The organism is Staphylococcus sp. acrmy (assembly GCF_022690565.1).
Taxonomy (GTDB): Bacteria; Bacillota; Bacilli; order Staphylococcales; family Staphylococcaceae; genus Staphylococcus; species Staphylococcus caledonicus.
In genome coordinates this window covers 94,585-112,353 of record NZ_JALCVE010000004.1, presented here as the reverse complement: position 1 = coordinate 112,353, position 17,769 = coordinate 94,585, and the positions used below count along the sequence as shown (strand labels likewise).

Annotated in this window: 18 protein-coding genes and 1 pseudogene; 8 read left to right on the top strand and 11 right to left on the bottom strand. The window is 33.0% G+C overall.

Annotated features, from left to right (window positions below; all coding sequences use genetic code 11):
- Positions 1–28 precede the first annotated feature (28 nt).
- Complete coding sequence (gene hutG / locus FH144_RS05515; RefSeq protein WP_242314275.1) at positions 29–964, bottom strand: formimidoylglutamase; 936 nt, start codon at positions 962–964, stop codon at positions 29–31.
- Between the two features lie 291 nt (positions 965–1,255).
- On the opposite strand from hutG, the gene sdpC reads away from it, so the two are divergent.
- The gene (gene sdpC / locus FH144_RS05510) at positions 1,256–2,320 is read left to right on the top strand and encodes a peptidoglycan release complex CPBP-like subunit SdpC (RefSeq protein WP_242314273.1); all 1,065 of its coding nucleotides are present in this window, start codon (positions 1,256–1,258) and stop codon (positions 2,318–2,320) included.
- A gap of 116 nt (positions 2,321–2,436) precedes the next feature.
- On the opposite strand, the gene FH144_RS05505 is transcribed toward sdpC, so the two are convergent.
- Positions 2,437–3,123, bottom strand: a complete 687-nt coding sequence (locus tag FH144_RS05505; protein WP_242314272.1) for a ribose 5-phosphate isomerase A — start codon at positions 3,121–3,123, stop codon at positions 2,437–2,439.
- Positions 3,124–3,256: 133 nt separating this feature from the next.
- Here FH144_RS05505 and FH144_RS05500 point away from each other — a divergent pair, with 133 nt between their 5' ends.
- The gene (locus FH144_RS05500; protein WP_242314271.1) at positions 3,257–3,922 is read left to right on the top strand and encodes an MOSC domain-containing protein; all 666 of its coding nucleotides are present in this window, start codon (positions 3,257–3,259) and stop codon (positions 3,920–3,922) included.
- 174 nt (positions 3,923–4,096) lie between these two features.
- On the opposite strand, the gene FH144_RS05495 is transcribed toward FH144_RS05500, so the two are convergent.
- The 4 genes from FH144_RS05495 to FH144_RS05480 all read right to left on the bottom strand — a co-directional run bounded on the left by FH144_RS05495 (position 4,097) and on the right by FH144_RS05480 (position 6,723).
- The gene (locus FH144_RS05495; protein ID WP_242314269.1) at positions 4,097–5,125 is read right to left on the bottom strand and encodes an aldose epimerase family protein; all 1,029 of its coding nucleotides are present in this window, start codon (positions 5,123–5,125) and stop codon (positions 4,097–4,099) included.
- Positions 5,126–5,154: 29 nt separating this feature from the next.
- Positions 5,155–5,481, bottom strand: coding sequence for a YnfA family protein (locus FH144_RS05490; protein WP_103165750.1), 327 nt, complete (start codon positions 5,479–5,481; stop codon positions 5,155–5,157).
- Positions 5,482–5,681: 200 nt separating this feature from the next.
- Positions 5,682–6,428 (bottom strand): hypothetical protein, encoded by a 747-nt coding sequence (locus FH144_RS05485; protein ID WP_242314267.1) that lies wholly within the window; start codon positions 6,426–6,428, stop codon positions 5,682–5,684.
- A 106-nt stretch (positions 6,429–6,534) separates the two neighbouring features.
- The gene (locus FH144_RS05480) at positions 6,535–6,723 is read right to left on the bottom strand and encodes a helix-turn-helix transcriptional regulator (protein ID WP_107506694.1); all 189 of its coding nucleotides are present in this window, start codon (positions 6,721–6,723) and stop codon (positions 6,535–6,537) included.
- A gap of 210 nt (positions 6,724–6,933) precedes the next feature.
- Here FH144_RS05480 and FH144_RS05475 point away from each other — a divergent pair, with 210 nt between their 5' ends.
- Both FH144_RS05475 and gltS read left to right on the top strand, forming a co-directional pair.
- Positions 6,934–7,542, top strand: a complete 609-nt coding sequence (locus FH144_RS05475) for a DNA-3-methyladenine glycosylase (RefSeq protein WP_242314265.1) — start codon at positions 6,934–6,936, stop codon at positions 7,540–7,542.
- Between the two features lie 277 nt (positions 7,543–7,819).
- A complete protein-coding gene (gene gltS / locus FH144_RS05470) occupies positions 7,820–9,031 on the top strand; it encodes a sodium/glutamate symporter (RefSeq protein WP_107506696.1) in 1,212 nt (403 codons plus the stop codon).
- A gap of 151 nt (positions 9,032–9,182) precedes the next feature.
- Here the strand turns inward: gltS and fni are convergent, their stop codons facing one another.
- Together fni and corA are read right to left on the bottom strand one after the other, a co-directional pair.
- Positions 9,183–10,232, bottom strand: coding sequence for a type 2 isopentenyl-diphosphate Delta-isomerase (gene fni, locus FH144_RS05465; RefSeq protein ID WP_242314263.1), 1,050 nt, complete (start codon positions 10,230–10,232; stop codon positions 9,183–9,185).
- 44 nt (positions 10,233–10,276) lie between these two features.
- Positions 10,277–11,214 (bottom strand): annotated as a pseudogene (corA, locus tag FH144_RS05460) (magnesium/cobalt transporter CorA).
- A 121-nt stretch (positions 11,215–11,335) separates the two neighbouring features.
- On the opposite strand from corA, the gene FH144_RS05455 reads away from it, so the two are divergent.
- Together FH144_RS05455 and FH144_RS05450 are read left to right on the top strand one after the other, a co-directional pair.
- On the top strand, positions 11,336–11,815 hold the full coding sequence (locus tag FH144_RS05455) for a thioesterase family protein (RefSeq protein WP_242314261.1): 480 nt from the start codon (positions 11,336–11,338) through the stop codon (positions 11,813–11,815).
- Positions 11,816–11,817: 2 nt separating this feature from the next.
- Entirely contained in the window at positions 11,818–12,228 is a 411-nt protein-coding gene (locus FH144_RS05450) for a hypothetical protein (RefSeq protein ID WP_242314259.1), read from the top strand.
- Positions 12,229–12,298: 70 nt separating this feature from the next.
- Here the strand turns inward: FH144_RS05450 and FH144_RS05445 are convergent, their stop codons facing one another.
- Complete coding sequence (locus tag FH144_RS05445; RefSeq protein ID WP_242314257.1) at positions 12,299–13,201, bottom strand: alpha/beta hydrolase fold domain-containing protein; 903 nt, start codon at positions 13,199–13,201, stop codon at positions 12,299–12,301.
- A gap of 228 nt (positions 13,202–13,429) precedes the next feature.
- On the opposite strand from FH144_RS05445, the gene FH144_RS05440 reads away from it, so the two are divergent.
- Complete coding sequence (locus FH144_RS05440; RefSeq protein ID WP_242314254.1) at positions 13,430–14,068, top strand: hypothetical protein; 639 nt, start codon at positions 13,430–13,432, stop codon at positions 14,066–14,068.
- Between the two features lie 143 nt (positions 14,069–14,211).
- Here the strand turns inward: FH144_RS05440 and FH144_RS05435 are convergent, their stop codons facing one another.
- Together FH144_RS05435 and FH144_RS05430 are read right to left on the bottom strand one after the other, a co-directional pair.
- On the bottom strand, positions 14,212–16,275 hold the full coding sequence (locus FH144_RS05435) for a DHA2 family efflux MFS transporter permease subunit (RefSeq protein ID WP_242314252.1): 2,064 nt from the start codon (positions 16,273–16,275) through the stop codon (positions 14,212–14,214).
- Positions 16,276–16,287: 12 nt separating this feature from the next.
- Positions 16,288–16,935: an HlyD family secretion protein gene (locus tag FH144_RS05430; protein ID WP_107506703.1), complete on the bottom strand. Its 648-nt coding sequence runs from the start codon at positions 16,933–16,935 to the stop codon at positions 16,288–16,290.
- Positions 16,936–17,063: 128 nt separating this feature from the next.
- Here FH144_RS05430 and FH144_RS05425 point away from each other — a divergent pair, with 128 nt between their 5' ends.
- On the top strand, positions 17,064–17,615 hold the full coding sequence (locus FH144_RS05425) for a TetR/AcrR family transcriptional regulator (RefSeq protein ID WP_242314250.1): 552 nt from the start codon (positions 17,064–17,066) through the stop codon (positions 17,613–17,615).
- Positions 17,616–17,769: the final 154 nt, after the last annotated feature.

Sequence of the window (17,769 nt, the reverse complement as noted above, 5' to 3'; positions counted from 1 at the left end):
CCCCTTTTTCAATAAACAAAATACATTTTTAAACTAAGAAATGATGGATTAAATTAGCAGCTAACTTAGATGTGCGGTTATCAATGTCGTAATCAGGATTGGTTTCTGCAATACTGATTGACGACACTTTTTCACTTAAAATGACGCGTTTACTAATATCAAACACATCGTGTGGATATAAACCTAACACGCTTGGCGCACTAACGCCTGGCGCGAAGGCACTATCGATAACGTCCATACATATCGTGAACATAATTGTGTCATGATCATGGATAAAACGTTCTACTTTATCTTTAATCGTAGGAGAAACTTGTTGTAATAACTCATCTGCATACACATAGATGATGCCCTTTTCGTTCGCATAGTCATATAGTGAACGTGTATTTCCACCTTGCGCCAAACCTAATACTAAATAATTGGCATTGTCATCATGGTCTAGAATTTGTCTAAACATTGTACCCGAAGTTGGTTCTGAATCTAGGCGGGTATCGAAATGTGCATCAATATTGATAATGCCAATCGAAGCATCTGGATAAACGTTTCTTGTAGCTAAATATTGAGCGTAAGCAACGTCATGCCCACCGCCGATTAGAAATGTTTGATTATGTTGTTTAATCACTTGAGCAGACAGTCTAGCCATTTCTTCTTGCGTACTACTCAGCTCGCCCTCAGTATGTTCAACATTACCGTAATCAATTAACGATTCACATTCACTTAAATCAGGAAGTTTAGCAAATTCTTGCTTAATAGCATCTGGCCCTTTTTTAGCACCTATTCTGCCTTTATTTAATTCAATTCCTTTATCTACCGCGTAACCCAACATCCCCACGCCTGTTTTATCACCGCTAACTTTCATTTTTTCTAAATTAGCAAACTCTACAGTTTGAAAATGTCTAAATTGTTTTGGATCTGTTTCACTATCTATTCTGCCAATCCATAGTTTTGGATTACCTTGTGTATACATGTCGCTGCCCCCTACATCATATTAGTTGCAAACAGTCTCTTTATTATTTACGTTTACATCTATACTTTAATCATACTACACATCAAAACCTATTTTCGAAATATTCTTGTTATTCTTTTGATACCCTTTACAAATTAATTAAGACATTAAAAATTGTTTTCAATTACATGAAAATAATTCAAGACTATTACATTTTAATGATATTTAAAATGGACAATTTATTTATCCCCTTGTAATATGTATAATATTAAAGAAAGAGTTTTTACGGTCACCCTAATGGAGGTTACATAAATGAAGACTAATCGTATTTCAGGATTCCAATGGGCGCTAACAATATTTGTATTCTTTGTTGTTACAATGGCGTTATCATTAATCTTACGAGATTTTCAAGCTTCAGTCGGTATTAAAAGATTTGTATTTAATCTTACTAATTTAGCACCATTTATTGCTGCAATCATTTGTATTGTTGCTTTTAAAGATAAACGTGCACAACTTGCTGGTTTAAAATTTTCAATCTCTATAAGAGTTATTGAACGTATGCTACTTGCATTAATTTTACCTTTAATTATTTTTATTGTAGGTATGTTTAGTTTTAATGCATTTGCCGATAGTTTTATTTTATTACAAGCTACTGATTTATCTGTATCAGTGCCACCAATTATTCTTGGTCATATCTTAATGGCATTCTTTGCGGAATTCGGTTTCCGTTCATATCTACAAAATATTGTTGAAAATAAAGTAAATGTATTCTTTGCTTCTATTATCGTTGGTTTAATCTATTCAATTTGGACGATTAATACAACGTATGGCATGGAATATGCCGGATATCATTTCCTTTATACATTCATGTTCTCAATCATTGTTGGTGAATTAATTCGCGCTACAAATGGTCGTACTATTTATATTGCAGTTATCTTCCATGCAGCTATGACATTCGCTCAAATCTTCTTATTTAGTGAAGAAGTTGGCGATGTGTTCTCTATGAAAGTGATTGCCTTAAGTACAACAATTATTGGTATTATCTACATCATTCTAAGTTTAATTATTCGCTTTATCATTTACAAAACAACTAATCGTTCATTAGATGAAGTTGAACCTAATAATTACTTAGATCACGTTAATGATGATGAAGATGAAAGTAGCGTTAATTCTAACGATAAAACGTTAAATACTCGCGATAAAATTACTGAAAATACTAATCAACATCATGCAAACAATGATAAGAAGGCTCCTTCAACCGAAGACCTTAAGGAAAATACTTCATATGAGAATGATAGACATTCTTCAGTCGTAGATAACGTTAAAGATGAAATTAACGATGTTAGCAAAACATCTCATACTAAAAACGACAAATAGTTTAAATTAGGAAACAAGGTATAAAGATTATCATGTTAAGATTTATACTCTGTACTTTAAAAAATATCCCAAAATGACGTGTTAGTATCTCGTCATTTTGGGATATTTTTTTAACTTTATTTATTGATTGTTCTAACGCCTTGTTGTGTTCCAATAATAGCTTGTTCAGTAATGTCTAAGAAATAGCCTGTTTCTAAGACGCCAGTAAGATGTATTAGAAATTCATGAAGAGCATAAGGGTCTAGTTGTTCATGTAATTTACAATCTAAAATATAATTTCCATTATCTGTAATAAATGGTACATCGTCATTCATTCTACGTTCTGTTGAAATATTGAAGTTTGATTCAATGTTTTTAGCGATATGCAACCAATTAAATTTATCTACTTCCACTGGTAATTTAAAACTTTGCCCTAAATAGTCGACAAGTTTACTTTCATCAGCTAAAACAACAAATCGTTTAGCCATTTCATCGATGACTTTTTCTCTAAATAGAGCGCCACCGCCACCTTTTATAAGATTTAGGTTAGGATCTACTTCATCCGCCCCGTCTATTGCTAAATCTACATGGTCGACATCATTGATATCTACAATATGTATCTTTAATTGTTTAGCGATATATGCACTTTTATTAGACGTACATACACCTGTAATATTTAGACCTTCACGTTGAATACGTTCAGCAATTTTCGGAATAAGTAGCTCAATTGTACTTCCTGTGCCAATACCTATCACCATATTGTTGTCTATTTGAGCATCAGCATCATCTACTGTCATAAGTTTAAGTTCTTTCGAATCTTTCATGTTTACTGCGACCCCTTTTTATTTATACTTATTTCTTATTTTACATGACGACAGTTAAAATACCTAGTTTCTATATGAATTTTATTTAATTATGTAGTAAACTTTTAATACTATAATATTGGGAGGTTAAACGATGATACCTGTATATGCTATTTCAACGGGAAAGATTGAAGAATTAGACTATGGACAAAAGCGCGAGATGCTTTCTGCTTTAAATAAAGTTCCTTTTTCAGGAAAAATGTGGTTATCAAACACGGGCTTTGTAGAAGATGAACAAGCATATAAAGATCATGGTGGCCCTCATAAAGCGGTGTGTAGTTTTAGCAAAGCGAACTATACTATGTATCAAGAAGATTTGGCTCATTTACCAGAGTATGCGATGTTTGGAGAAAATTTAACATTAGAAGATTTAGATGAATCTGAAGTTTATTATGGTAACCAGTATCAATTAGGTGAGGCAATAATTGAGGTTTCAGAAATGCGTGAACCGTGTTGGAAGATACAAACAAAATATGGCATTCCTGACTTAGTTAAGCGTATGAGTCGTTCAGGCAAGACAGGATTTTATTTTAGAGTGTTAAAAGAAGGTTACGTCAGTGCTAACGATAACCTTGAATTAATCAAAGAAGCCGAAACTTCTACACGTCTGTCTGTTCAAGAATTAAATGATATTTACTATAATGACCGTAAAAATATCGAACGTTTAGATTATGCACTCCAAAACCCTTACTTATCTGAAAAACGTCTCGACAAACTCCAAAAACTTAAAGCCAATGCATTAAAGAATAATGTGACGTAAAACCTAAAATAGAGGCATAGAGGTGAAGAAAGTGATGCTCAAGAGGATCTTCATGTCAGTCAACTACTGCAAAAAATAACGAGGCTAAGCCATTTTAATATTAATGGCTTAGCCTCGTTAGTATATAAGTCGTTTAACTTTTGAAGTGCGATAATGATATCTTTAAAAATTACATTAGATATCAGTCTCACTTTCTTTTTCAGATATTTGATAGATTGTTTTTGAATAAAACTCTTCATCTGCTTTTAAGATAGATTGCGCTTCATTATTATAAATATTAATATCATTCGGTAAACATTGCGTTTCCAACGTTACACCTGAATGTGCTTTATAAATATTAAAATCACTTTGCCACTCTGTCGTATCGTTAAAAGTGAATATAACGACGTTAGGCATTGTTGTTTCTAAATGTAAGGCAAATTCATTATTCTCCATCGTTAGTTCTTGATTCCCTATGTCAAATGGGTGATCTAAACCATTGAACGGTTCAATTTGTTGTTTGAGTTGTTCATTTTCAGAATTAAAAATATCTTTAAAACATACGCTATCGCTATTCAATATTGCTAATAAATCAATTGGTTGAGTGTTAGCCACAAGATGTGTTTCATCTATTGGATACATATTGAGCTTAGTACTCGTAATCTTATGGTTATCAATGACATTATTATCGCGATTTAAATTAAAGTACACATGATTCGTTGGATTAAATACTGTGTCTGCAGTTGATTGTGCTTTATATTCAACTGTCCAACGATGTTCTACATCATATGTATGGATAACTTTTATCGTCATATCTCCAGGATAGCCATCCTCTTCAGACTTTAATTGAATGGTAAATGTAAGTTTGATGTTTGTGATATTATCTTGGATGTCATAATCAAACAATCTATTATCCAAACCATGACTGCCCCTATGAAGTTGATGAGGGGTATCATTCGCTTCTAGTTTATAATCATGTCCATTTAATTTAAATGTAGCATTCCCAATTCTTCCTGCGTAGCGACCGATTGTTGCACCAAAATGATAAGGATTAGAAGGATAAAACTCATCCGCTTCTACTTTGTTCCCCAATATGATGTTATTATCATGATATTTCCATGATACAATTCGAGCGCCATAATTCGTAAATACAATATTTGTGTCGTTGTTGTCAATTTTAATTAAGTCAATACCATGTCTTTGCTTTTCTACTTCAACTATCATTACTTACGTCTCCCTCTTAACACGCTTAATCAGGTTCTGTTCGGTAAGATCATGACTAATACACCAATAATACAGATAAGTGCACCTAAGAGATCATACTTATCAGGTGCTTGTTTATCGACGACGTACGCCCATAATATACTCATGACTATAAAGACTCCGCCATATGCTGCGTAGACTCGACCGAATGTCGGAAATGACTGAAATGTTGCGATGATGCCATACATAATTAATACCGCCCCACCGATAAATCCTAACCAACTTGATTGCCCTTCCCTTAACCACAACCAAATTAGATAGCCACCGCCAATCTCACAGAGACCTGCTAATAAAAAGATAAAGATTGAATAAAGCATTAAGATATCCTCCAACTTTTAATTAAGTTAGCATTATTGTAACAACTCATAACTACCTTTATCTAATTAAATTTTTAAGCACTGACTTTTTCACATACATATTGTTACACTTTTTTTATTAATATTCCATAGATTTTATATAAATTAAAAAATGAAAACGCTATCTCTTAAAATTTTTAAAAGATAGCGTTTAATAATGCTCAATATTCTTTTAGTGAGGACTTTAACTTCTTCTTTTTGATTACATATATAACTAAAATAATAATTATAAAAGCCAATGTAATCATACTACCAATTGGTAATTGCTGCATGATTAATTCAACAACTAAATCTACGATAGTAATTATGCTTAACCCAATCGTTATCCATTTAAAAACTGACGCATAAGTCTTAGTAATCACCATCTTTTGTTGTTCACCGGCATATCTATAATTAGGAATTAGATTGACTATTCCTTTCGGATTGGCATCTCGATCTTCAATACTTGGAAGGGGTGCATCACTATATTTAATACGTTTATCTTTGAAAAAGATTAATATAATGGCAAAGGCTGGAATAAAAATCATCGAACCAGGAGTAACCACCCACTCAAATTGTCCATGTTGATAGATCATAGGGGTAATAATATTTGTAATTACAATAATATAAACCATCCATATAATGAAAAATATTAATCGTTTGGTGATTGAATGCCGATTAAGCGTTCTTTTATCTTTCTCATTGTCAACGTAAATAAATATGTTGTCTGCTGTCTCAGCGCGAAGTGTCAATTTACAACCAATTACTATAATTAATATGACACTCCCAATAAATAGTGGAGATAAAAATTCATTTTGTATGTCACTAAACATGGCAAAAAAAGTCATTGCACATAAAAAATTCAAACTTATAATTCCTAGTTTTGCTTTTAAAGTTTGAAACTGTTTGTACAATAGCTCATCAGTCATCTAGCCCATTCCTCCCTGTTTTACTCTTACAATTCGAAGTTGTGTATATGAAACTCAATTGATTAAACAAATTTCTTAGGCCACTATATTTAATAGTCGTTGTCTATCATCGCTCCCAAAATAAATCATCTAGTGTTACACCTAATGTTTTAGCAATGTTAATGCATAATTTTAACGAAGGATTATACTTGTCATTTTCAATCATATTAATCGTCTGACGTGATACGCCAATTGCTCGTGCAAGTTCTAGTTGCGAAATTTTTTTGACGCCACGGTAAAATTTAACTCTATTCACTTTCCCTCACTTCTCCCATTGATTTAATCTTACTGTTAATTTATAAGTTTTGTCAAATATATATGACACACTCTCAACTTAAGTTCCTTATTTTATTTCTTCTTTAAATTCAACTATAATTGTTATAATAATATATTTTAATCATCACGCTCTAGTCATAACTACTTGATTCAGAGCGCTTTTTTAATTTCCAAGAAAGAAGGCTTAAGAATGAATTTCATTTCACAACCAACTATTGAAACTGCTAAAGCATTACTCGGCGTGAAAGTTATCTATAAAGATGAATTTGAAACCTATACTGGTTACATCGTTGAAACAGAGGCGTATTTAGGCTTTAATGATCAAGCGGCGCATGGTTTCGGTGGTAAGCAAACGCCTAAAGTGACATCGTTATATAAAAATGGTGGAACTATCTATGGCCACGTCATGCATACGCACTTGTTAATCAATTTCGTTACACGTAGTGAAGGTGTGCCTGAAGGCGTACTGATACGCGCAATAGAACCTGAAGATGGTATTGACGCAATGCAACGTAATCGTAATAAGACAGGTTTTGAGATAACCAATGGGCCTGGTAAATGGACGAAAGCATTTAATATTCCTAGAGCAATTGATGGCTCGACACTTAATGACTGTCGCCTTTCTATTGATGAAAAAAACAGAAAATATCCTATCGAGATAGTTGAAAGTGCACGAATTGGTATTCCAAATAAAGGTGAATGGACAGCTAAACCACTTCGCTATACTGTTAAAGGCAATCCTTATGTATCTCGCATGCGAAAATCCGATTGTGTCCCAGCCAATACGACTTGGAAGTAACATCTCACCTCATAGTTTAATCTCTAAGTACAATTGTGAATCTTTGCCCTATTATATTTAATCAATTTAAAATTTAAGTTTTAATAAATTAATGATTTTTTCGAATTAATAGTAAGTGTAAAACTATCTAACTTCTTCTTTAGATTTCAAAAATATAATTGACATAATAGAAATATATATTTTTTGTATGTATAATGTTAGTTATGGGATTTTATAGCGCTTTCAAAAAGCAATATAAAATCTAGGAAAGCACGCGTAAATAAAGGGGGATTTAAAATTGGAATTGGATGCAGTGACCACGCTATGTCTCGCCTGTCTTTTATTTCTATTAGGTGAATTCATAGTCAATCATGTTTCTTTCTTACAAAAAATTTGTATTCCACCTCCAGTTATCGGTGGTTTACTATTTGCTATATTAGTCGCGGTGTTAGATACATTTAATATTATTCAAATCAAACTAGATGCAAGCTTCATACAAGATTTCTTCATGATGGTCTTCTTTACAACAATTGGCTTAGGTGCTTCATTTAAATTATTCAAAATTGGCGGTAAAGTCTTAATGATATATTTTATATGTTGTGCTGTTTTAGCCATTTGCCAAAATTTAATCGGGGTTTCATTAGCTAAACTATTACATATCAAACCATTATTAGGTTTAACAGCAGGTTCAATGTCAATGGAGGGTGGCCACGGTAATGCCGCTGCTTATGGTAAGACACTTGAACAGAGTTTCAATATTGATTCAGCCATTACAGCTGCTCTAGCTGCAGCAACTTTAGGTCTAGTCTTTGGTGGATTAATTGGTGGACCATTAGTCAAAGCATTAATTAAACGCTATAATCTCAAACCAGAAAATAGCGATGATTCATTTAAAGACTATAGTAAAGTAGAAGAAAATAAAGCTTTATATCAAAAATATAAACCAACTAAAGTTTTCTTTATCCAATTAACAATTATAGCTTTCTGTATGGCTGTGGGAACCTTTATAGGTGATCAGTTCTCAAATTTAACAGGACAAAGTTTACCGATGTATGTCGGTTCAATGTTTGTAGCCGTAGCAATACGTAATATCTCAGAGTATTCAAATTGGCAAATTATCGATTTGAAACTTAACGATCAAATTGGCGATGTGTCTTTAGGCCTCTTCTTATCCTTAGCCCTAATGAGTATTCAACTTACACAAGTCTATTCTCTTGCCTTACCATTAGTTGCCATCGTCTTAGTACAAGTTGTCTTTATTTCACTATTTGCATTCTTTATTTTATTTAGAGTGCTAGGTAAAGACTACGATGCTGCTGTAATGGCAGGTGGTTTTATCGGTCACGGACTAGGTGCTACACCAAACGCTATGGCTAATTTAGATGTTATTACAAGCAAATATGGTAGTTCACCTAAAGCATATTTAGTTGTCCCTATCGTTGGCGCTTTCTTAATCGACTTAGCAGGCGTACCAATTGTTATGGGCTTCATGAATATCTTTGGTATGTAACGCCATACTCGCTAATACAAATGTAAATGTAAATGTGAAAAAGACTGGGAGCAGTCCAAACTGCTCTCAGTCTTTAATTTGTTGTTAGTCTATCTTGGCAAGATAAAACAATGAAATCTTTCAACCTACTTAGACGTCGTCTCGCTTTCTATTAACCTCTATGAATATCTAATCCTCGTTGTTCAATCCATGATAATAATTTATGGTCAAACACAAGTTTGCTTTGTTTTAATTCGCTAATATCTTTCGCATCTACCATAGTCATAATAGCTTTCATATGTTCAATAAAGTCTTCTACATATTCAATCGTTTTAGTGATGCCGCCATTTTCAACTTGATTTAAAAATGGACGTGACATACCTACTGCTTTTGCACCTAATGCTAAACTTTTCACTACATCTAACGGCGTACGGACGCCACCACTTGCTAATACATTCAATGAGTCTTGATAAGCTGTGCTTTCGAGTAATGATTCTACAGTAGATTGACCCCAATTCGCTAAGTAATCCATATCTTTATTAGAGCGACGTTCATTTTCAATCGTAACGAAATTCGTACCGCCTCTTCCGCTAACGTCTACGTATGTAACACCTACATCAATTAAATCTTTATAAAGCTCTTTACTCATTCCAAAGCCAACTTCTTTAATAATCACAGGAACATCCATACGTTGAACAATCGCTGCAACATTATCTAACCATGTAGAGAACTCACGGTTACCTTCAGGCATAACGAGTTCTTGTGGCGCATTAACATGAATTTGTAACGCTTGAGCATCTAATAAACTCACCGCTTCAATTGCTTTATCTACTGGAACGTCTGCCCCTACGTTACTAAAGATAATACCTTCTGGATTCGTTTCACGAGCAATGCTAAATGATTCAGCCATTTTAGGGTTTCTAAGCGCAGCATGTGTTGAGCCTACTGCCATCGCTAAACCTGTTTCGCGAGCAACTACCGCAAGCTTCTCATTAATTTGCTTCGTCCACTCGCTTCCACCCGTCATGGCATTAATATATAACGGGTACTTCATGTCGAAATTTGTAGTGTTACTTGTTAAGTCAACTTGATCTACATTTATATTAGGAATAGAATGATGCACAAACCTCACACGGTCAAAATCAGATTGAGGAGCATCATGTTGAGCCATTGCTATTTCTACATGTTCATTTTTCCTCTGTTCTCTTTGAAAATCACTCATACGCGTACCTACCTTTGCTTAATTTAAATTTATAGCTATTTATATTAAAACCATTTTTTTCGTTTGAAAAAGATAATCAAAGCAATCGCAATCACAGCATACATATTGGATAACTATATTGCCACTTTAACTCTGGCATATATTCAAAGTTCATACCATATACTCCGGCAATAAATGTTAAAGGTGAGAAAATAACGGATACAAGTGTAAGCACTTGCATAATGCTATTCATTCTAAATGAAGAATAAGATTCGAAATTCTCCCTAATCTCATTAGCCATTTCTTGAGATGTACGAATAATATTTTTTTGTTTAATCAAATGGTCATCGATATGTTGAATATACATGGAATGTTTACTATCGACAATTAAATTACCTTCAGTTTTAATAATATTGACTAATTCTTGCATAGGGAATAATACCCTTTTAATTTTAATTAAATCTGAACGTATCTGGAAGACATTGTCCATCACTTTTTTACTCTGTGTATCATCGACATGAGCTGCCTCAAAATTATACGTCTTTTCTTCAATGGTATAGACAAAATCGAAGTACTTATCTACCATCATATCTAAAATATGAATCACAATATCAGCACAATCTAAATCTGGATCATGATTATTTGAATTCATCTTCGCCACTTCATTTAAAGATTCAAAATGGTTTTGATGATATGTAACAAGGACTTTCTCGTTCACAAAGACGTTTAACGCGATAGGCGAAAAATCATCTTTATACATACTGTGAAAGACAAGATATTGATAGGTATTATAAGCTTTATATTTAACTCGAGGAACGCCAGTAGTGGCATCTTCTAACTCTAGGTAATTGAAATTAAAATTATTAGTTAAATAGTTATTTTCTTCTTCAGACGCATCTTCAAAATCAAACCATACGATAGTGGCATCGTCAGGTATGTTTTTTACTGTATCAACTTGAGTTAGTGATTGACTAGTAGTTTGATATCGAATTGTCATTGTCATTTCTAAGGTTACCTCCTGCATCACTATACGTCTTACATTCTACCATGAATTAAATATTGTGTAAGCGATATTTTTATTTAGTAAAATAAACATATAACTATTATTAAGTGAGGTAATTATTATGAGCCATTTATTTACTATTAATAAAAAGGTTGAAGTTTCTCAGATTGATCATAATCAACATATGCATGATGCTAAATACAATGATGTGTTTAGCGAAGTGATTAGTGATTTCAACTACAACCATGGTCTATCACAAGAAGAAAGAGAGCGCTATAATTATACAACCTTTTCATTAGAAGAACATACCACTTACTTATCCGAACTATCTTTAAATACGCCCTATCGCATTGAAGTTAGAATTTACGATTATGATGAGAAACGCGTCCATTTCTTTTTAATGCTTTATAAAGAGGAGAATGTACTAGCAGCCACAAATGAAGTGATGATGATGGGAATAGATAAAGGTAGTCGTCGCGCAGCCCCTTTTCCTAAAAAGTATAAAGAACAAATAGAAAGTTATTATAAAGCACAAGGCGATGTAGAGTGGCCTAAACAATTAGGTCATCAAATAGGTATTCCGAAAAAGGAGAATAAATAGCTATGTCATATACATTAAAAGACGAGATATTGAACAAGATATATGATTTAAATGATGAATTAAAAGTAAATTTAATTGAAATAAATTCTACGAAGCAGTTATATATGAATGGTCCGAGTCAGGAATTATTAAAAAGAGCATTTAATATAAGTTATTATCAAGGCCAAAAACAGGCTATTGAAGCGGTACAAAAGATGGCGGAAGATGCAGACAAAGAATCCTCCCTTATAAATGAACTAGAAGAGTATCATACTTATTTAAATGATAACCATTCAAATTTAGCTGATGTGCTAAAACATCTAGATGACGCTCAATACAATGTAGAGCAATCTTTAGATGAGTATTATCATTATTTAGGACAAGAAAATATTATTACTCAAATTAATCATATAGCCACAGATTTTAAAAGCTAAATATACATAAAGATCCAATTGAAGCGTTTAATCTTCAATTGGATCTTTATTATTAAAAACTCACGCACTTTTATTCATTATCAATCGTCTTTGTAATTTGTTTAATTACTTTATGAGACTCATGTATTGGGAACAACGCGAAGTCATGGAACATTTTAGGGTATTCGAAAAATTGAACTGGTTGATTTACTTCTTCAAGTAAATATGCTAAACGTTGCATATCAGGATAGTAAATTTCTCTTCCAGCACCAAACATGACAATCGGTGGTAACCCTTGTAACGAACCATAAATTGGAGAGATAAGTGGATTTGCTAACGCATCCCCCGCACTCCATTGATTCAAAATACGTTGTAGGCCTTCAATATTTACGAAACGATCTTTATTAACCAAGTCTTCAGTAATTTGATGATTCGTCATCGTCGCATCTAACATGGGAGAAATGAGATATAATTTATTCGGAAGTGCTCGCTCTTGTTCTAAAAGACGTTGTACATAACTAAGTGCTAACGCTCCTCCAGTACCATCACCCATAATGACAATGTGTTTGGGATCGACCTCTTCTAAAAGTGATTCATACACCTCATCGATAGCTTTAAATGTATCATTTACATGATATTCTGGCGTTTTAGGATAAATGGGTAAGACCACTTCATATAGTGTATTAAGCGCAAGTTTATCCATAAATCTCCAGTGAAATGGAGAAGGTTGTAACGTATTATAACCACCATGAATATATAATATTTTCTTTTTCGTTTCATGACGGAAATTAAATCGAAATACTTGCATGTCCCCTAACGATAACTTGTCTAAGTTTGCTTTCACATTTAAAGTTGAAGGTTGTTTATGTTTCGCTCTATTAACATCTTTACGTTTACTCATAAATGCATCAAAATCATCTTGATTCTTAAACAATATGGAGCGATTATGCAGTAAATATTTATTTATGATTCTATTTACCATACGTGATCTCATATACAATTCTAACCTACCTTATATTTATTATTGATAAATGTTTAAAACGTCATTACATGGTGTTTAAAAAGCGATATAATAAAGAAGATGTTCTTTAAGTTAGGGATTGAGACATTCACGGTCTATGTGACGTGAAACCAGTTGAAACGTCCCAACCTCGACATATTAAATCTAGTATAAATTAGTCAATCTTAGAAAACAAATGAATGACGGCAAAGGAGTTACAAAATGTCAGATATTAGAAAAAATCATTACGACGAGGATAATGATATTAATAACGATTACTTTATTCGTTCACAACGTAGAGTGAAGAAAAAAAGATCTTGGATTAGCCTGATTATCCAATTTATTGTGTTAATACTCGTGGGTATTACAGGCTATAGTATGTATAAACAACCTATATTCAATCTTGTATTTGCCGACCAACCGGTTAACTATGAACAAATAAAAACCCTTCAAGATACAGTGACGCAAATTGGTGCGTTAAATATTAATTTAAACCAATTAGCTAATTTTGAAGATATTACTAACCGTCTTGTTCTAATATTTAATATCTACTTTATACTTATCATCATTAGTATGGTTATTGCAGTTATCACGATTATTTTTAATCGTACATTACTAAAGATACTTAACTTTATTGTGATTGCTATACTACTTGTAATGTCACTTTACTTTAGCTATGCTATTCAGATGATTGGGCAACGAATCGCCGAGAAATTACAAAGTTATGCTTTAAATATTAATGCTAATCAAATTATTGTGGAAGCGGATGCCATTCATAATGCTTTAATTTTATTAGTGAGTAGCCTTGCTTTATTAATTATTAGTCTTTTCTTTAGAAACCGATATCCACGTTTACGTTAAATATATTGAAATGGGAACTTGTCCACGAAATCTATGGTAATTCTAAGATTTCGTTGATAAGTTCCTTTTTTAATAAAAAAAGTATCGATAACCCTCCAACAGGTGTACCGATACTTTAAAAATCATGTCCCCACAACACAATTTTATTTAAATTTACTTCCTTCTGCATGCATCATTTTATCATGCTCAGCATCAGCGCCTTTTTTACCTTTTAAGAATAAACTTAAAATTAACGCTAATACTGCTAAGCCAGTTGCGATCCAGAATGCATCATTGATACCTTGAATAGTTGCTAATTGATTAACATATTTCATGATAACTTGTAATGCTCCAGATTGACTGCCATATTCTGCTGCCATTTGACGTACACTATCTTGAATAACAGGATTTGTTTTATCTAAGTCATTTGCAAATGCTGCAACATGATTAGTAGTTTGTGTAGTCATAACAGTAACAAGGATTGCTGTACCAATTGATCCAGCTAATTGTCTCATAGTATTTAAGAATGCATTACCATGAGAAATTAAACGTGGTGGTAAAGCGTTGATTGCTGCTGTCATTAAAGGCATCATTACGAAGGCCATACCGAATGAACGAACTACGTAAATAGCCATAATATGGAAATAAGGTGTATCCATATTTAATTTCGTAAGTTCCCAAGTTCCGTATGCCATTACCGCAATACCAAATAAAGCTAATGGCTTCAAACCAATTGTGTCTAGTAATTTACCAGTAATTGGGCCTAGAACACCCATAATTAATGAACCAGGTAGTAATAGTAAACCTGAATCAAGAGCAGAGAAACCTCGTAGGTTTTGTAAGTAGATTGGTAGTAAAATCATACCACCAAATAAACTCATCATTACAACCATGTTAATAATTGTTGTAAGTGTAAATGTTGAAGATTTTAATACTTCAAGATTTAACATTGGCGCTCTCATCGTCAATTCACGAATAACGAATGCTGCAATGAATACTACCCCAATAATAAACATTGTAACGATTTCAACTGAGCCCCAACCTTTATTACCAGCTTCACTGAAGCCGTATAATAAAGCACCGAAACCGATTGTACTGTAAACAATACCTTGATAATCGGCTTTAGGATTTGTAGTTTTTTGGTAAAGTCTGAACCAGAAATTACCAAAGATAATTGCTGCTACACCTAATACAAACATACCGTAGAACATTACGTTCCAATGGTAGTTTTGAACAATGTAACCTGAAAGTGTAGGGCCAATCGCTGGTGCTAGGATCATGGCAATACCCATTGTACCCATAGCTACCCCACGTTTTTCAGGTGGGAAAATAGTAACGATTACATTAGAACCTAATGGCATTAACACACCGGCACCAATGGCTTGTAGTACACGTCCACCCATCATCATAGGGAAGTTAGTTGAAAGCGCACATACAAGTGAACCGATTGTGAATAATACCAACGCTATAATAAATAATCTACGATAAGAATATTTATTGAATAAGAAGGCACTAATTGGAATCAAGATACCATTTACTAACATGAAGCCTGTCATCAACCATTGTCCAGTTGATGCAGAAATATTAAACTCGGTATTAATTTTTGGTAATGCTACGTTAAGTAATGTTTGGTTTAAGATGGCAATAAACATACCAAACAACATTGCCGTTAAAATTTTACCTCTTGTAATATTTTTACCGAACACGAAATCTGATTCTTGTTTTTTGATGCGTTCATTTACGCGTCCTTCTTGAGAATCAGGATTAATCGGTTCATAAATTGAATCTTTAGGAAGATGTTGGTTATTAACATCTCTGTCATCCTTATTTTCTTCACTCGCATCATCAGTATGGTATAAAGGTTGTGATGCTTGTTTTTGTTCAGGATGCATATTTTCTATTGAACTGTCTTGTTGATCTTGTTCACTTTCAAAACGATCTTTTCTTTTATCATTATCAAAGCGATGTGCATTATCTTCATCATCTAAGTGACGAGATGCTTCTTCGTCACGATGAGAAGAAGTTCTTTCATTCGAGGCATTGTCTCGTTCTAAGTCACTTATTTTAAATTTAGATGGATTACTTTGACTTTTAGATTCTTCATTTACATGTTGTCCCTTAGTTTGGTTCTTAGACGACTTCTTGCGAGATTTCAATACAAGAAGGTTAATTAAACCAACTAAAATGACCGCTACAACTATATATCCAATAATGAAGGTCGTTGTCATACTATGACCTCCTTAATCTTTATGAATTTTAACTTCAGCGTTCATTCCAGGAACAACGTTTTTAGATGGTGTAGAATCTAAAGAAATTTTAACAGGTACTACTTGAGATACTTTTGTATAGTTACCGTCAGTGTTTGATGAAGGCATTAATGAGAAGCTTGCTGCAGTAGCTTGGCCTACTTCTTCAACTTTACCGTCAACATCAGAATCTTGACCGTCGATTGATACATCAACTTTGTCGCCTTTTTCTACACTGCTAACATCTTTTTCGTCAATATTTGCTGTAATATATAAATCATCTAAATTGTAAGCATAAGCAATTGGTGAGCCAGCTTGAGCAACTGAACCTTCCATGCCGTCAGTTTTTACGATTGTACCGTTTTGAGGCATTTTGATTTCCATATCTTGTGATTCACCGCTTTGGCTTTGACCACTTACCTCAGCAACTTTATCGCCTTTTTTCATTTTGTCGCCTTGTTTAGCGTCAAAAGATTTAATTTGACCAGATGCAGGACTTGAAATTTTAATTTGATTACCATCAACTTTTGCGTTATCAGTTGTTATATAGCTTGTCGCATTATGATATAACATAAAGCCTACAATACCAACAACAAGTAAAACGATAATTGTGATGATATTAATTAACACCATTTTCTTCATTGAACATTTCCTCCTATTTGCTTTTCAAAATCACTTTTAATATTATAGACGTATGCGATTAAAAAAAATACCAACAATTATTATAAAATTGTTGGCTAATTGAAGATACGAATAAAATAGGTGACGTTATGAAACAAAAAGCAAAATACAGAATCATTAAAAGCTTAATTGATTTATTAGAAGAATATCCATTTGAAAGTATTTCTATCAAAATGATTTGTGCAAATAGTAATGTAAATCGCTCAACCTTTTATGACAACTACCAAGATAAATATGATTTATTAGCTAAACTACAAAATTATCATTTAACGAAATATGAGAACTTACTTAACACTTTTTCAATGAATTTTGAAAGTATTAAGAAAGATCCAGACAAAGTTTATCAATTCTTTAGAATTATATTAAAATATATTTATCGAAAACAAGCCTTTTATCACGCTATCTTTATCACTCACCCTAATAAAGACCTTGTACATGAATATTTAAATATCACTAAAAATTATTATGTTAAGGTTTTAGGTGAGAATAAAACTACAATTAAAAACAAATCTTTTTTCATCACCTATACAATGAGCGGCCAAGTCGGCGTTATTTTAACTTGGTTAAGAGACGGTTGTAAAGAAAGTCCTGAAGAAGTGGCAAATATATTATTAGCGAACACTATCAAAGTACAAAGATAATAGAAGAGATTAGAGTAAAGAGCGAGGCTGGGCCATTAATATAACAATGGCCCAGCCTCTTGTTTTGGCAGTAGTTGTCTGAAATGAAGATGCGTTCGAGCCTCACTTTCTTCATTTCTAGCCAACCTTGCCGGGGCGGGACTACGAAATCTTA

Bases quoted from the DNA above. Each gene is read 5' to 3' on its own strand.
- hutG (WP_242314275.1), bottom strand. From the start codon at position 964: ATGTATACACAAGGTAATCCAAAACTATGGATTGGCAGAATAGATAGT.
- sdpC (WP_242314273.1), top strand. From the start codon at position 1,256: ATGAAGACTAATCGTATTTCAGGATTCCAATGGGCGCTAACAATATTT.
- FH144_RS05505 (WP_242314272.1), bottom strand. From the start codon at position 3,123: ATGAAAGATTCGAAAGAACTTAAACTTATGACAGTAGATGATGCTGAT.
- FH144_RS05500 (WP_242314271.1), top strand. From the start codon at position 3,257: ATGATACCTGTATATGCTATTTCAACGGGAAAGATTGAAGAATTAGAC.
- FH144_RS05495 (WP_242314269.1), bottom strand. From the start codon at position 5,125: ATGATAGTTGAAGTAGAAAAGCAAAGACATGGTATTGACTTAATTAAA.
- FH144_RS05490 (WP_103165750.1), bottom strand. From the start codon at position 5,481: ATGCTTTATTCAATCTTTATCTTTTTATTAGCAGGTCTCTGTGAGATT.
- FH144_RS05485 (WP_242314267.1), bottom strand. From the start codon at position 6,428: ATGACTGATGAGCTATTGTACAAACAGTTTCAAACTTTAAAAGCAAAA.
- FH144_RS05475 (WP_242314265.1), top strand. From the start codon at position 6,934: ATGAATTTCATTTCACAACCAACTATTGAAACTGCTAAAGCATTACTC.
- fni (WP_242314263.1), bottom strand. From the start codon at position 10,232: ATGAGTGATTTTCAAAGAGAACAGAGGAAAAATGAACATGTAGAAATA.
- FH144_RS05455 (WP_242314261.1), top strand. From the start codon at position 11,336: ATGAGCCATTTATTTACTATTAATAAAAAGGTTGAAGTTTCTCAGATT.
- FH144_RS05450 (WP_242314259.1), top strand. From the start codon at position 11,818: ATGTCATATACATTAAAAGACGAGATATTGAACAAGATATATGATTTA.
- FH144_RS05445 (WP_242314257.1), bottom strand. From the start codon at position 13,201: ATGAGATCACGTATGGTAAATAGAATCATAAATAAATATTTACTGCAT.
- FH144_RS05440 (WP_242314254.1), top strand. From the start codon at position 13,430: ATGTCAGATATTAGAAAAAATCATTACGACGAGGATAATGATATTAAT.
- FH144_RS05435 (WP_242314252.1), bottom strand. From the start codon at position 16,275: ATGACAACGACCTTCATTATTGGATATATAGTTGTAGCGGTCATTTTA.
- FH144_RS05430 (WP_107506703.1), bottom strand. From the start codon at position 16,935: ATGAAGAAAATGGTGTTAATTAATATCATCACAATTATCGTTTTACTT.
- FH144_RS05425 (WP_242314250.1), top strand. From the start codon at position 17,064: ATGAAACAAAAAGCAAAATACAGAATCATTAAAAGCTTAATTGATTTA.